This window comes from Rhizobium sp. LARHSG275, assembly GCF_052871115.1.
The window spans coordinates 141,678-153,562 of the sequence record NZ_JBIXJN010000001.1 but is presented as its reverse complement, the minus strand read 5'-3'; the positions used below and the strand labels follow the sequence as shown (position 1 = coordinate 153,562).

The window sequence follows — 11,885 nt, the reverse complement described above, 5'->3', positions numbered from 1 at the left end:
GGCACCTTCCCCTTAGGACAATATCTATCGACTTCCAAGCGGCCTAATTTGACCGGCAACCGTTAGTCTCTCATATCTTCGAAAGAGGGGGCATGAGGTGGAGAACCTTCGCCGCACGGTCGCTGTCGTCGACGATGACGCAAGCCTGCGGCGCAGCCTGGGGCGGCTGCTCAACGCCTACGGTTTTCTGGCCATGGAGTTTGCATCCGCCGAGGCCTTTCTCGCTCGCGATCCCAAAACGGCGATAGACTGCCTTGTCCTTGATATCGACCTCGGTGGCATGTCCGGCATCGATCTGCAACGCAGGCTGAAGGCCGAGGGGACAACCCTTCCGGTGATTTTCATCACGGCACTGGAAACCGCCTCCGTGAAGGCAGAGGCGGAAAAGGTGGGATGCGTTGCTTATCTGCAGAAGCAGTTTTCCGGAGCCGCGCTGATTGCGGCCATCAACAAGGCGTTGGGATTGTGACCTGATAGGGCCGAAGACCATGCGCGCTCGAAGAACGACGGTCGGCGTTGCATCGGCAGCAGTCCTTTGCCTGACCGCGACCGATTCAGGGCGATCACCATCTCGCCAATGGCGTTGATGAAGCATAATCGCTGGCCTCGCCAACCGAAAAACTCCTCTCGGGAGCGCCTTGATGGCAGTAAGGCCTTGAATCCTCGTTCTGCATTGCCAATCTGGCGAGGACCGACATTATTATAAGGGAGGTTCTACGGCAGGCATGAGTGAGGTTCAACGACGGGGATTCTTGGCGAGGCTCAATGCATATGAGCCGCTGACACTGATCATGGTGGCATCGATCGCCGGTGGACTGTTCGTGCTCCAGCGGCTGACGAGCGAAGTCCTGGAGGGTGAGACATTCCGCTTCGACGAGGCGATCCTGTTGGCTTTGCGACGGCCGGGCGAACTTGCCGTGCCGATTGGTCCTGGCTGGCTGACGCATGCCGTCGACGATATCACCAGCCTCGGCGGCATCACCGTTCTCTCGCTAATGACCGTTCTCGTTACCGTCTATCTTCTGCTCGACCGGCGCTGGCCGATCGCGATCTTTGTCTTTTCCTCCGTGCTGACCGGCTGGCTCGCGAGCACGCTCCTGAAGATCCTCGTCGCTCGGCCGCGCCCCGATATCGTGCCGCACCTGGTCGAGGTGAGCGATCTCAGTTTTCCCTCCGGACATGCGATGGTCTCGGCAGTGACCTATCTGACGCTGGGCGCGCTGCTGGCGCGAACGCAGCGTTACCAGTCGACACGAATTTTTGTTATGGGCACCGGCGTCTTTCTCGCCGTCATCATCGGTTTGAGTCGGATCTATCTCGGTGTCCATTACCCCACTGACGTCTTGGCAGGATGGTGCGCCGGCGCGCTCTGGGCGCTCGGCTGCTGGCTGATTTCGAAGCGGTTCGTTCCGAGCCGCGTGCCAGATGATGTTGCGGAAGCGGGAAAACAGTAAGAAAAGTAAGGCCGATACGTGATTCCCCGGCATAGCGGACAAGCACCATGACGACTTTGACAACGATCACCTCGACGGTCACGGCCGCGTTTCTCGGCTCCTTCGTCGAGGTCGTTGAAGCCTTCACCATCATCCTCGCCGTCGGCGTCACGCAGAGCTGGCGTCCGGCCTTCATCGGCACCGGTCTTGCGCTTGCCCTTCTCGCCCTTCTCGTGCTGGCGCTCGGTCCGCTGCTCGGCCTTATTCCGATCGAGCTGATGCAGTTCGTGATCGGGACGCTGCTCGTTCTTTTCGGCCTGCGCTGGTTGCGCAAGGCGATCCTGCGGGCTTCGGGTTTCATCGCGCTGCACGACGAGGAGAGGGCGTTCGCGGCCGAGACCGATAGCCTGCGGCGCCAATCCGCCGAGCGCCGTGCCAATTTCCTGGCGGGGACCGCGGCTTTCAAGGCCGTGCTGCTGGAGGGGATCGAAGTGGTGTTCATCGTCATCGCCACCGGCGCCGGGCACGGCATGATCGGCTATGCCAGCCTCGGTGCGGCCGCAGCCTGCCTGCTGGTACTCGTCATCGGCATCTTCGTGCACAAACCGCTCTCTGCGGTTCCGGAAAACAGCCTGAAATTCGTCGTCGGCCTGCTGCTCAGCGCCTTCGGCATATTCTGGGTTGGCGAGGGGGTGGGCGCCGACTGGCCGGGCGCCGACCTTTCGCTCCTGGCGATTCTTGCCGTCCTCGCCGTCTTTTCCTTCGCTGCAGTCCGGATGCTGCGCCAGTATTTCAATACCCGCGCCGAGGTCACCGCGTGATGAATATTCTTACCATCGCGCTCAAGGAACTCTTCGGCATGTTCATCGACGACGGCGCCCTGGCGCTGTTGGCGCTGCTGTTAATCGCCGCCGTCGCCGTTCTGGTGAAATTCGTCCACGTCGATGCGCTGCTTGTTGCCGTTCTTTTTCTGCTCGCCTGCCTGCTGATCCTTGCCGAGAGCCTGGCGCGCGCGGCACGGAAGAAGTTTCAGCGGAAATAGTCTACAGCGCCGCGCGTCTGGGACAGCTATTGCGGCACTTTGAACAGGTGGCGGATACGCGTCACCAGCGAACTCACCGAGCGGCCATGCAACGTCGCGCCCTCGGCCGCGAAGGAATGCTGACCGGTCTCGATCCGGTGTGCGAGCGTGGCGGCAAGCTCTTCGGCGATGGCGGGTCGGTCGTGCAGCAGCGGCGTCAGGCTTGCCTGGGCAATCTCGTAGACAACGACGAAAGTCAGCGCCCGCAGGCTGGCGGCCTCGCCGACGCCGATCAGCAGTCCGCTTTCGCCGAAATAATCGCCCGGCGCCAGCCGGCCGAGTTCGATTTCCTTGTGGCCTTCCTGCCGTGTCGCGATGAGCGCACCGCTGCGCACGATCATCAGCGATGCAACCGTATCGCCCTGTTCGATGAGGATGGCATCCTTCTTGAAGGTCCGCCGCGTCATCGAGGCCGCGAGCGTTTCCTTCTCGTCCTCGGTCAGTGAGGAAAACAACGGGATGGCGTCGAGAAGCTTGAGCGGCGTCGGCCGGTGCGGCCTCATCACCTCTTCCGACTGCAACTGGTCGGGCGGAGGGCCTGCGGCGTCGAGCGGTCGTGCCAAGATGAGGCCCGCGGCCTTGATATGGCGGTAAATGAGATCGAATATCTCGTTCTTCGCCGGTCCCGTCTGGCCGATATCCCTGACGCGGAAGGAGAGCTCCAGCTCCACTGCATCCGATGTCAGTGATTTGATCTGAACGCCGGGTTTCGGCTCAGTCAGGATCGAGTCGCTGCTCAATAGCACGGCGCGCATGACGTCGATGATCGCCGACGGCCCGATCGTCGGCACGACGCGGACCGTCAGCGTCGCGCCGTGACTTCGGTCGGGACTGCTGAGATTGGTCAGCCCGACCTTGGCCAGAAAACTGTTGGGCAAGATGACGAGGTCGTTGGAGCCGTTCAGCAGATGGGTGGAGCGCCAGTTGGTTTCGACGACACGGCCTTCAATGCCGTCATTCAGGACGATCCAGTCGCCGATCGTATAGGGCCGGCCGAGATTGAGCGCGATGCCGGAAAAGACGTCGCTCAGGGTGCTTTGCATCGCCAGGCCGAGGATGACGGCAAGGACGCCTGATGTGGCGATCAGCGTGCCGACGGGAAAGCTGAAGACATAGGCGACCACCGAGAGGATCGCGCCGAGGTAGATCAGGCCGATGACCAGATCCTGAACGAGGCGTCCTTCGCGTGGTTGACGCTCGAAGATCAGGAAGACGCGGACGAAGGCGATCAACGCCCAGGCGGCATTGATCCACCAGACCACCTTGGCAAGGGCGATGAAGACGCGTTCGAAGGTCGAAGCCGGCGCCGGCCCGACTTCGTAGGGTACGATGTCGTGATAGAGCAGCAGGACTGTCAGCGCCGCGAAGAAGAACACCTGGCCGGCGAGCTTCCAGCTTGGGAAGGGCCGAAGGGCTATTCGGGTGATCACCGCGCCGACCACGGCCAGCGTCCCGGCCTGGACGACAGGATCGGCAAGCACTCCGGACCATGTGAGATTATCGAGCATCGTCTACCCACTTGAGCGCTTACAGCGCCGCGCGTCTCTTCAGACGGGCGGCGCTGTAACACTTTCAATCCTCGCATCGGCTTTCCCGAAAATCGAGTCCGATCTTCGCGCCGACGCGTTAGCTGCGCGGCTTCAGATTTTCTGGGTCATAGATCGGCTTGTAGCCGACGCCGACGACCTCCACCGGATAGCTCTCGGCAAAATACTCGACATTCAACTTGCGTCCGACCTGGCAATGCGACCAGGGCAGATAGGCCAAGGCAATGTTCTTGCCGACCGTCGGGCCATAGGCGATCGAGGTCGTGTAGGACCGGCGGCCGAGCTCGTCGACCAGAACCTCTCCCGTGGCGGGATCGACAACCGGCAGGTTTCCGACGGGATAACGCTTCACGCCCGACTTGTCGGTATTCTCGGTCATCACAAGCGTGCAGAGCATGGCCGGCTGGTGCTCACGCGCCTTGTATTCCAGATGTTTTGCCTTGCCGCGGAAATCGGCTTCCTTGACCTTCGGACGGGCGAGATCGGCTTCGATCAGGTTGTACTGGGTCAGGAGATCGGCGTTCTGCAGGCGCAGGCTCTTTTCCATGCGGCGCGAGTTCGCATAGGTCTCGACGCCGAAAGCCATCACGCCGGTCGCGCGCAGCGCATCCCAGACGGCGAGGCCGTCTTCGTACTTCATGTGCAGTTCCCAACCCTGCTCGCCGACATAAGAGATGCGGAAGGCAGTGACGGGTCTACCTGCGATTTCGATCGGTTTGATCGCCGCAAAGGCGAAGTTTTCCTGATCGAGCCCGGCCGGATCGGCCACAGCCTTCTTCAGCGTGTCGCGCGCGTTCGGACCCCAGATGCCGATCGTCACGAATTTTTCCGAGACGTCGGTGATGATCACGTCAAGGCCGCGGTCTTCGGCGACGCGCTTCATGTAGTGCAAGTCGCGCGGGCCGGCATCGGCACCGTTGACGAGACGGCAGCGGTCGGCCATGCGGAAGACAGTGAAGTCAGCGCGGACCATGCCTTCGTCGTCGAGGAAGTGGGTGTAAATGCCCTTGCCGATGTTTGCGTCGCCGCCGATCTTGGCGGCGCAAAGCCATTCCATCAGTTCGACGTGGTCAGGGCCCTCGATATCGACCATGTGGAAGTGGCTGAGATTGACGATGCCGCAATCCTCGCTCATCGCCAGATGCTCGGCATTCGATACGCGCCAGAAATGGCGGCTGTCCCATTCATTCTCGCGAACCGGGACGCGGTCGGCGTATTTCTCCAGAAGGTGCTCGTTGGCGGCGTAGCCATGCGCACGCTCCCAGCCGCCAAGTTCCATGAAGTAGCCGCCAAGCTCCTTTTCGCGCTCGTAGAAGGGCGAGCGTTTGGCGTTGCGGCCGGATGCATAGGGTTCGCGGGTGTGAACAGCCGGGAAATAGATCTTCTGGGCGGCTTCGAAGCAGCGGCCCTCGATGAACTCTTCCGTCAACTGATGCGGATAGAAGCGGGCGTAGTCGATGCTGTTGTGATCGATTTCAGTACGGCCATCGGTCATCCAGTCGGCGATCAGCTTGCCGTAGCCCGGGCCGTCCTTGACCCAGATGGCAACGCAATACCAGAGGCCGCGCACCTTCTGGCTTTCGCCGCAGGAGGCGCCGCCGCCGGCGGAAACTTGCAGCAGGCCGTTGAAGGAGTGACCTTCGTTATAGCCGAGTTCGCCGAGGATCGGCGTCAGTTCCATGGCGCGTTCGAGCGGCTCGATGATCTGTTCCATTTCGAGATCACGCTGCGAGGGCGAAAGGCGCGCTTCGTGTTTTTCGAGAAGATCGCGCGGATGGCACATGCGCGGATTGGTGGCTTCGTAGTAGCCCCACTCGATCTGACCGCCCTCCGTCGTCGCCGGGTCGCCGGTATCGCGCATATAGGCGGAGTTGCCCTGGTCGCGCAGCAGCGGGAAGCCGATTTCCTTGCCGGTGCCTTCAAATTCGTTATACGGACCGAAGAAGGTGAGCGGGTGGTCGACCGGCATGACCGGCAGGTCTTCGCCGACCATCTCCGCGATCAGGCGGCCCCAGAGGCCGGCACAGACGATGACGTGGTCGGCCATGATCGTGCCGCGATGGGTGACGACGCCCTTGATGCGACCGCCTTCGACGATCAGCGACTTCGCCGGCGTGTTGCCGAACACCTGCAGCTTGCCGGCCTTTTCGGCGGCATCGACCAGCTTGCCGGCAACGGTCTGCGAGCGCGGAATGACGAGGCCGGCATCCGGATCGTAAAGGCCGCCCATCACCTGATCTTCCTCGATCAGCGGGAACTTCTCCTTGATCTCGGAAGGGCTGACATAATGAGCGCGTGTGCCGAAAGCCCGTGCCGAGGATAGCTTGCGCTTGATTTCCTCCATCCAGGCATCGTCGCCGGTGCGCGCCACTTCGAGGCCGCCGATGCGGGCGTAATGGCCCATCTTCTCGTAGAAATCGATCGAATATTGCGTAGTCCAGACCGACAGATAGTCGTGGCTGGTGGTGTAACAGAAGTCCGAGGCATGGGCTGTCGAGCCGATATCTGTCGGTATGCCCGACTTATCGATGCCGACGATATCGTCCCATCCCCGCTCGACGAGATGATGCGCGATGGAGGCGCCGACGATACCGCCGAGCCCGATGATGACGACCTTCGCCTTTTCCGGAAATGCTGCCACGTGCTGTTCCTTCTATTTATCGCACGAATTAAAATACCCTAGCCGCGCTTGACGTACGCTTCGCGCGAGATGCAGCAGCCATGCCAGCCTCGTAAGGAGTGTCACATTTGCCGAAGCTGCGGAACCCCCAGACCGCTCCGCATGGCAGCTGCGATGAGGGTATTATGCATAAGGCTCATGATCGTCATTGGTCCTACGCCGCCTAGTACCGGCGTAATTGCGCCAGTCCGGGATCGAGGCGGCGAGGCAACCGCCAAACAGCGCCGGCACGGCTGCGATCCATTCCGCATCGAACGGTCTGGCAATGACTCGCGGCGATCGGATATGGCGAGCCCTTGCGGCTAGCCTGTCCGGGGGTTCAAGGCGCTGAAATCGCCGCAAGCCGGTCGATGTCCACCAACACGATGTCTTCGGAAACGGGCTCACGATTGTGCAAGCGGAACCATTCCGCCGCTTCCCGTACTCGCTCTCCATGCGGCGGCGGATAGACGCCGAGTCCGAGGACCCATTCCCGCACGGTCTCGCGCTCCATCCGCCCGGCCCGGTATCGATCGCAGACGGTTTTCGCTGATGCGACGAGATCATTGATACTTTTCACGGGATATTCCTCAATGGACGGACGGCTCTTCATCTTCGAGAAACGATCGAATGCCGTTGCGCGCGACGACGGCCAGGAATTCGTCGAAGGCATCCCGGTCAGTCGCAAATGGCTCGTCCCAGCGGATCAGGTCTTCCGCTTGCGTGACCACTTCCATCGTCCAGTCTTCATTGCTGCCCGATGTGCGGAAGATATCGACGAGCACGGTGATCCCGTCATCGGTGAATTCTCCCGCCAGTTCGGAGTGTTCGAGCTTTTCTTTTTTCGCCATCATTCAGCCACCTGCACCGGGCGGTGCGTCGTTTTTGAGATATTCTTCATATTGAACCGTCTCGATCTCATTCGTGTCGATCGAGGCATCCGCGCGCTTTGCAAGGCGAACGCCCGCACCCCCACCATTTTCAGGGATGAAAACAACGCCTGCGACTTCCAGCGCGTGCTTCACATCCTGAAGGGTCCGATCATAGGGAGAGCGCTTGCCGGCCTCGAAATTAGCAATCGTCGCTTTGGCGACTTTCGAGGCCGATGAGAGATCGTCCTGAGACCATGCCAAAAGGGCCCGAGCCGCGCGGCATTGAGCGGAGGATAGATACAAACCAATAACCTTGCATCAAAAGTGTGATTCTGCCTCGGGCAGATTATATTAAAAATGCAATCTCGATACAAGCGATGACGAGAGCAGGTGCATGACGGCATAGGACGTTGTGAGCCTTTGAATGGACCTGCCTATTCCATCCTTTCGACCTTTAACATCTGGCGAAAGGGAAGATTGATTGACTGAATATTATTAGAGTCTAATTTAGATTGTCTTTATCACGCACTCGGGAGGTTATAATGCGTGAGCCAGATATGCAAAAACTCGATGCACTTGTCGGTCGTCTTGTTGGCGACGTCGGCGCCGCCGTTTCCGGTGTATTGGTCGTGCTTGGCGATAAGGTCGGAATCTTCAAGGCGATGGCCGACGGAACGCCGATGAGCGTCCAGGATCTTGCCAAGAAGACAGGGATAAGGGAGCGTTATCTCAGGGAGTGGCTAAGCGCCCAGGCGGCCGCGGACTATGTCGCTTACGATGAAAAGACGGATCGTTTCAGCCTGACGCCGGAACAGGCGATGGTATTTGCCGAGGAAAACAGCCCCGCCTTTTTCGTCGGCGCCTTCGAGGTCGTCCAATCCATGTGGATGGACGAGCCGAAGGTCGCCGATGCCTTCCGCACCGGCAAGGGTCTCGGCTGGCATGAGCACAGCACCTGCCTCTTTCGGGGAACCGAGCGGTTCTTTCGACCTGGCTACAACAGCCATCTCGTCAACGAATGGATACCGGCTCTTGCCGGGGTCGAAGAAAAGCTCAAGGCCGGCGCCAGTGTCGCCGATGTCGGCTGCGGCCATGGCGCCTCGACCATCCTGATGGCGCAGGCCTATCCTGCTTCCCGCTTTACCGGCTTCGACTATCACGGCCCGTCGATCGAAAGAGCAAAGGCGGCCGCCGAAGATGCGGGCGTTTCTGACCGTGTGACCTTCGAGAAGGGCTCGGCGGCGGAATTTCCGGGGCGCGGCTATGACATGGTCGCCATGTTCGACTGCCTTCACGACATGGGCGATCCGGTCGGCGCCGGCCGGCATGTCAAGGAAACGCTTGGGCCGAACGGGACATGGCTGATCGTCGAGCCCTTTGCCCATGACCATCTCAAGGACAATCTCAATCCTGTGGGACGCGTCTATTACGGCGCGTCGACGATGATCTGCACGCCGGCATCGCTCTCTCAGGAGGTGGGGCTTGGGCTTGGCGCGCAAGCGGGAGAAATGAAACTCCGAAAGGTCGCGCTCGACGCCGGATTCACCCATTTCCGTCGCGCCACGGAAACGCCGTTCAACATGGTGTTCGAGGTGCGGGCCTGAGGCCACTGGTTTAGCGGGTGGCCGGCTATCTCAGCTTTCCGATGCTGGCATACATGCCGGTCGTGCGGAATTCGGTGGGGTTGGTGCCGTAGACGCGGCGGAAGACCTTTGAGAAATAGTTGGGGTCTTCGAAGCCGCACATGATGGCGACTTCCTTGACCGGCAGGAAATCCGCCTTGGTTAAAAGCTTGACGGCACGCTGCAGGCGCTGCTGCAGCACGAATTCGGCTGGCGGCATGCCCTCGCTCTCGGCAAAGCTGCGCGAGAAATGCGCGCGGCTGAGGCCGACGATGCCGGCAAGCTCGCTGACCGGCAGCGGCTTTTCGAGATTGGCATTGATATGGTCGATCACCGGCTGCATGAGGCTGAGCTCGGCGGCAAAGGCCGGCGAACCGAAGACATCGTCGTAGAGCGCCATCGCCGCTTCATAGGCGATCGCCGAGGCAGCACCCGGCGATGTCGCGCCCTTGACCAGGCGCAGGCTGCAATCGGCAAGATGATCGATGGTCGAGGGCTGCAGCTTCAGCACCGGGCCGGCGGTCGACAGCACCATCTGGTGGATGCGCAGCGTTTCCTCGCCGTTCATCGAGATCCAGAAATATTCCCAGCGGTCGCCCTTCTCCAGCCAGTAGCGATGATTGTGCGGCACCAGAACGAGCAGCGTGTCGCCGCCCAGAAGGCGATAGTTGCGGTTCTGGTAGCGGAGCTGGCCGCTGCCGCTGATCGTGTGCTGCAGCACGGTGAAGGGGGTCTGGCCGCGCCGGCGGCCGTCCCAGTCATAGCTCTCGTTCTCGCGCACTTCATAACCGGCGCTGGTCGGCATGGCATGCAATCGCTGGCGGCCTCGAGGCAGCGAAACCGTCCTCATCGACTGTCCGTTGGCGATCAAATCCTGCAGCACAAAATTACCCCCGAAAGCATAATCCTTCTCTGGTCGCCCTGTCGATTTCGGGCATAATCCCGCTCGACAAGAGGAAGAGACCACGGCCGACAGAGCGGCCGGGAGGAAAAAGACAGATTTTGCGGCGTTTTCAGCCACATGCGTCAGCATGCGGCCTGATCCTCCATGGCCTTCTTTTCCTTAGCATTCGATTGGGTCGAGGTGAAGATCATGAGTTTCAAAATCGCTATCATCGGTGCGGGCAGCGTCGGGTTCACCAAGAAGCTGTTCACCGACATATTGTGCGTTCCAGAGTTTCGCGACGTCGAATTCGCGCTGACCGATCTGAGTGAACACAATCTTGAGATGATCAAGGCGATCCTCGATCGCGTCGTCGAGGCGAACGGACTGCCGACGAAAGTGACGGCGACGACCAACCGGCGCCAGGCGTTGGAAGGCGCACGCTACATCATCAGCTGCGTTCGGGTCGGCGGGCTTGAGGCCTATGCGGATGATATCAGAATCCCGCTGAAATATGGCATCGACCAGTGCGTCGGCGATACGATCTGCGCCGGCGGCATCCTCTATGGCCAGCGCAACATCCCCGTCATCCTCGACTTCTGCAAGGATATCCGCGAAGTGGCGGAGCCCGGCGCGAAATTCCTGAACTATGCCAACCCGATGGCGATGAACACCTGGGCGGCGATCGAATACGGCAAGGTCGATACCGTCGGCCTGTGCCACGGCGTCCAGCACGGCGCCGAACAGATCGCCGAGGTGCTTGGCGCGAAGTCGGTGAACGAACTCGACTATATCTGCTCCGGCATCAACCACCAGACCTGGTTCATCGACCTGCGCCTCAACGGCCGCAGGATCGGCAAGGACGAGCTGATCGCCGCCTTCGAGGCGCATCCGGTCTATTCGCAACAGGAGAAACTGCGCATCGACGTGCTGAAGCGTTTCGGCGTCTATTCCACCGAAAGCAACGGCCATCTCTCGGAATACCTGCCGTGGTATCGCAAGCGGCCGGACGAGATCACCCGCTGGATCGACATGTCCGACTGGATCCACGGCGAGACCGGCGGCTACCTTCGTCATTCGACGGAAACGCGCAACTGGTTCGAGACGGAATATCCGCAATTCCTGGAATCTGCCTCGCAGCCGATCGATCCCGCCAAGCGCTCGAACGAACATGCGAGCCACATCCTCGAGGCGCTGGAGACGAACCGGGTCTATCGTGGCCATTTCAACGTCAAGAACAATGGTGTCATTACCAACCTGCCTTCGGATGCGATCATCGAATCGCCCGGCTTCGTCGATCGCTTCGGCATCAACATGGTCTCCGGCGTCACCCTGCCGGAAGCCTGCGCCGCCACCTGCATTTCCTCGATTAACGTCCAGCGCATGTCGGTGCATGTGGCCATATCGGGCGATATCGACCTTCTGAAGCTTGCCGTGCTGCACGATCCGTTGGTCGGCGCCGTCTCGACGCCTGAAGAGGTCTGGCAGATGGTCGACGAGATGGTCGTTGCCCAGGCGCCCTGGCTGCCGCAATATGCCCATGCCGTGCCGGCCGCCAAGGAGCGGCTGTCGAAATCGAAGGTGCAGACCCGCGACTGGGCGGGGGCCGCACGCCGCAACGTTCGCTCGATCGAGGAGCTGCGCGCGGAAAAGGCGGCGCTGAAACAGGCCGTCTGATTTTCGTGAAGCATGGGTTGCCGGGGGTTTCCGGGAGGGAAATCCGCGGCGTCCGGCCCGGTTTCATGTGTTCGAGGAGAAAGGAGCTGCGTGATCGCGCTCCGGAACAAG

Annotated in this window: 13 protein-coding genes; 6 read left to right on the top strand and 7 right to left on the bottom strand. The window is 60.6% G+C overall.

Translation table 11 applies throughout. The annotated features are described in order from the left end of the window. The first annotated feature begins 97 nt into the window (after positions 1-97). The 4 genes from ACIPSK_RS00745 to ACIPSK_RS00730 all read left to right on the top strand — a co-directional run bounded on the left by ACIPSK_RS00745 (position 98) and on the right by ACIPSK_RS00730 (position 2,475). Positions 98-469 (top strand): response regulator transcription factor, encoded by a 372-nt coding sequence (locus ACIPSK_RS00745; protein WP_017968280.1) that lies wholly within the window; start codon positions 98-100, stop codon positions 467-469. A 256-nt stretch (positions 470-725) separates the two neighbouring features. Continuing rightward, a complete protein-coding gene (locus ACIPSK_RS00740) occupies positions 726-1,454 on the top strand; it encodes a phosphatase PAP2 family protein (RefSeq protein ID WP_162115240.1) in 729 nt (242 codons plus the stop codon). Between the two features lie 47 nt (positions 1,455-1,501). Further along, a complete protein-coding gene (locus ACIPSK_RS00735; RefSeq protein WP_162115241.1) occupies positions 1,502-2,254 on the top strand; it encodes a COG4280 domain-containing protein in 753 nt (250 codons plus the stop codon). Continuing rightward, on the top strand, positions 2,251-2,475 hold the full coding sequence (locus ACIPSK_RS00730; protein ID WP_017968283.1) for a hypothetical protein: 225 nt from the start codon (positions 2,251-2,253) through the stop codon (positions 2,473-2,475). Before ACIPSK_RS00735 ends, ACIPSK_RS00730 begins: the two co-directional genes overlap by 4 nt. 26 nt (positions 2,476-2,501) lie before the next feature. Here ACIPSK_RS00730 and ACIPSK_RS00725 read toward each other — a convergent pair whose 3' ends face one another. The 6 genes from ACIPSK_RS00725 to ACIPSK_RS00700 form a co-directional block, all read right to left on the bottom strand. Beyond that, the gene (locus tag ACIPSK_RS00725) at positions 2,502-4,022 is read right to left on the bottom strand and encodes a mechanosensitive ion channel family protein (RefSeq protein ID WP_162115242.1); all 1,521 of its coding nucleotides are present in this window, start codon (positions 4,020-4,022) and stop codon (positions 2,502-2,504) included. 118 nt (positions 4,023-4,140) lie between these two features. Then, the gene (locus tag ACIPSK_RS00720) at positions 4,141-6,702 is read right to left on the bottom strand and encodes a GcvT family protein (RefSeq protein ID WP_162115243.1); all 2,562 of its coding nucleotides are present in this window, start codon (positions 6,700-6,702) and stop codon (positions 4,141-4,143) included. A gap of 101 nt (positions 6,703-6,803) precedes the next feature. Continuing rightward, entirely contained in the window at positions 6,804-6,992 is a 189-nt protein-coding gene (locus ACIPSK_RS00715; RefSeq protein ID WP_432653286.1) for a hypothetical protein, read from the bottom strand. A 68-nt stretch (positions 6,993-7,060) separates the two neighbouring features. Continuing rightward, complete coding sequence (locus tag ACIPSK_RS00710) at positions 7,061-7,300, bottom strand: hypothetical protein (RefSeq protein WP_162115244.1); 240 nt, start codon at positions 7,298-7,300, stop codon at positions 7,061-7,063. 10 nt (positions 7,301-7,310) lie between these two features. Next, positions 7,311-7,571, bottom strand: coding sequence for a hypothetical protein (locus ACIPSK_RS00705; protein ID WP_162115359.1), 261 nt, complete (start codon positions 7,569-7,571; stop codon positions 7,311-7,313). A gap of 3 nt (positions 7,572-7,574) precedes the next feature. Next, on the bottom strand, positions 7,575-7,895 hold the full coding sequence (locus ACIPSK_RS00700; protein WP_162115245.1) for a helix-turn-helix domain-containing protein: 321 nt from the start codon (positions 7,893-7,895) through the stop codon (positions 7,575-7,577). A gap of 239 nt (positions 7,896-8,134) precedes the next feature. On the opposite strand from ACIPSK_RS00700, the gene ACIPSK_RS00695 reads away from it, so the two are divergent. Further along, on the top strand, positions 8,135-9,196 hold the full coding sequence (locus ACIPSK_RS00695) for a class I SAM-dependent methyltransferase (RefSeq protein WP_017968288.1): 1,062 nt from the start codon (positions 8,135-8,137) through the stop codon (positions 9,194-9,196). 25 nt (positions 9,197-9,221) lie between these two features. On the opposite strand, the gene ACIPSK_RS00690 is transcribed toward ACIPSK_RS00695, so the two are convergent. After that, complete coding sequence (locus ACIPSK_RS00690) at positions 9,222-10,247, bottom strand: AraC family transcriptional regulator (RefSeq protein WP_210254150.1); 1,026 nt, start codon at positions 10,245-10,247, stop codon at positions 9,222-9,224. A gap of 60 nt (positions 10,248-10,307) precedes the next feature. On the opposite strand from ACIPSK_RS00690, the gene melA reads away from it, so the two are divergent. After that, on the top strand, positions 10,308-11,774 hold the full coding sequence (gene melA / locus ACIPSK_RS00685) for an alpha-glucosidase/alpha-galactosidase (protein WP_162115246.1): 1,467 nt from the start codon (positions 10,308-10,310) through the stop codon (positions 11,772-11,774). Positions 11,775-11,885 lie beyond the last annotated feature (111 nt).

What these genes read in the sequence shown, in the direction of transcription:
- ACIPSK_RS00740 (WP_162115240.1), top strand. Translation starts at nt 726, where the DNA reads ATGAGTGAGGTTCAACGACGGGGATTCTTGGCGAGGCTCAATGCATAT.
- ACIPSK_RS00735 (WP_162115241.1), top strand. Translation starts at nt 1,502, where the DNA reads ATGACGACTTTGACAACGATCACCTCGACGGTCACGGCCGCGTTTCTC.
- ACIPSK_RS00725 (WP_162115242.1), bottom strand. Translation starts at nt 4,022, where the DNA reads ATGCTCGATAATCTCACATGGTCCGGAGTGCTTGCCGATCCTGTCGTC.
- ACIPSK_RS00715 (WP_432653286.1), bottom strand. Translation starts at nt 6,992, where the DNA reads ATGCGGAATGGATCGCAGCCGTGCCGGCGCTGTTTGGCGGTTGCCTCG.
- ACIPSK_RS00705 (WP_162115359.1), bottom strand. Translation starts at nt 7,571, where the DNA reads ATGGCGAAAAAAGAAAAGCTCGAACACTCCGAACTGGCGGGAGAATTC.
- ACIPSK_RS00695 (WP_017968288.1), top strand. Translation starts at nt 8,135, where the DNA reads ATGCGTGAGCCAGATATGCAAAAACTCGATGCACTTGTCGGTCGTCTT.
- ACIPSK_RS00690 (WP_210254150.1), bottom strand. Translation starts at nt 10,247, where the DNA reads ATGCTGACGCATGTGGCTGAAAACGCCGCAAAATCTGTCTTTTTCCTC.
- melA (WP_162115246.1), top strand. Translation starts at nt 10,308, where the DNA reads ATGAGTTTCAAAATCGCTATCATCGGTGCGGGCAGCGTCGGGTTCACC.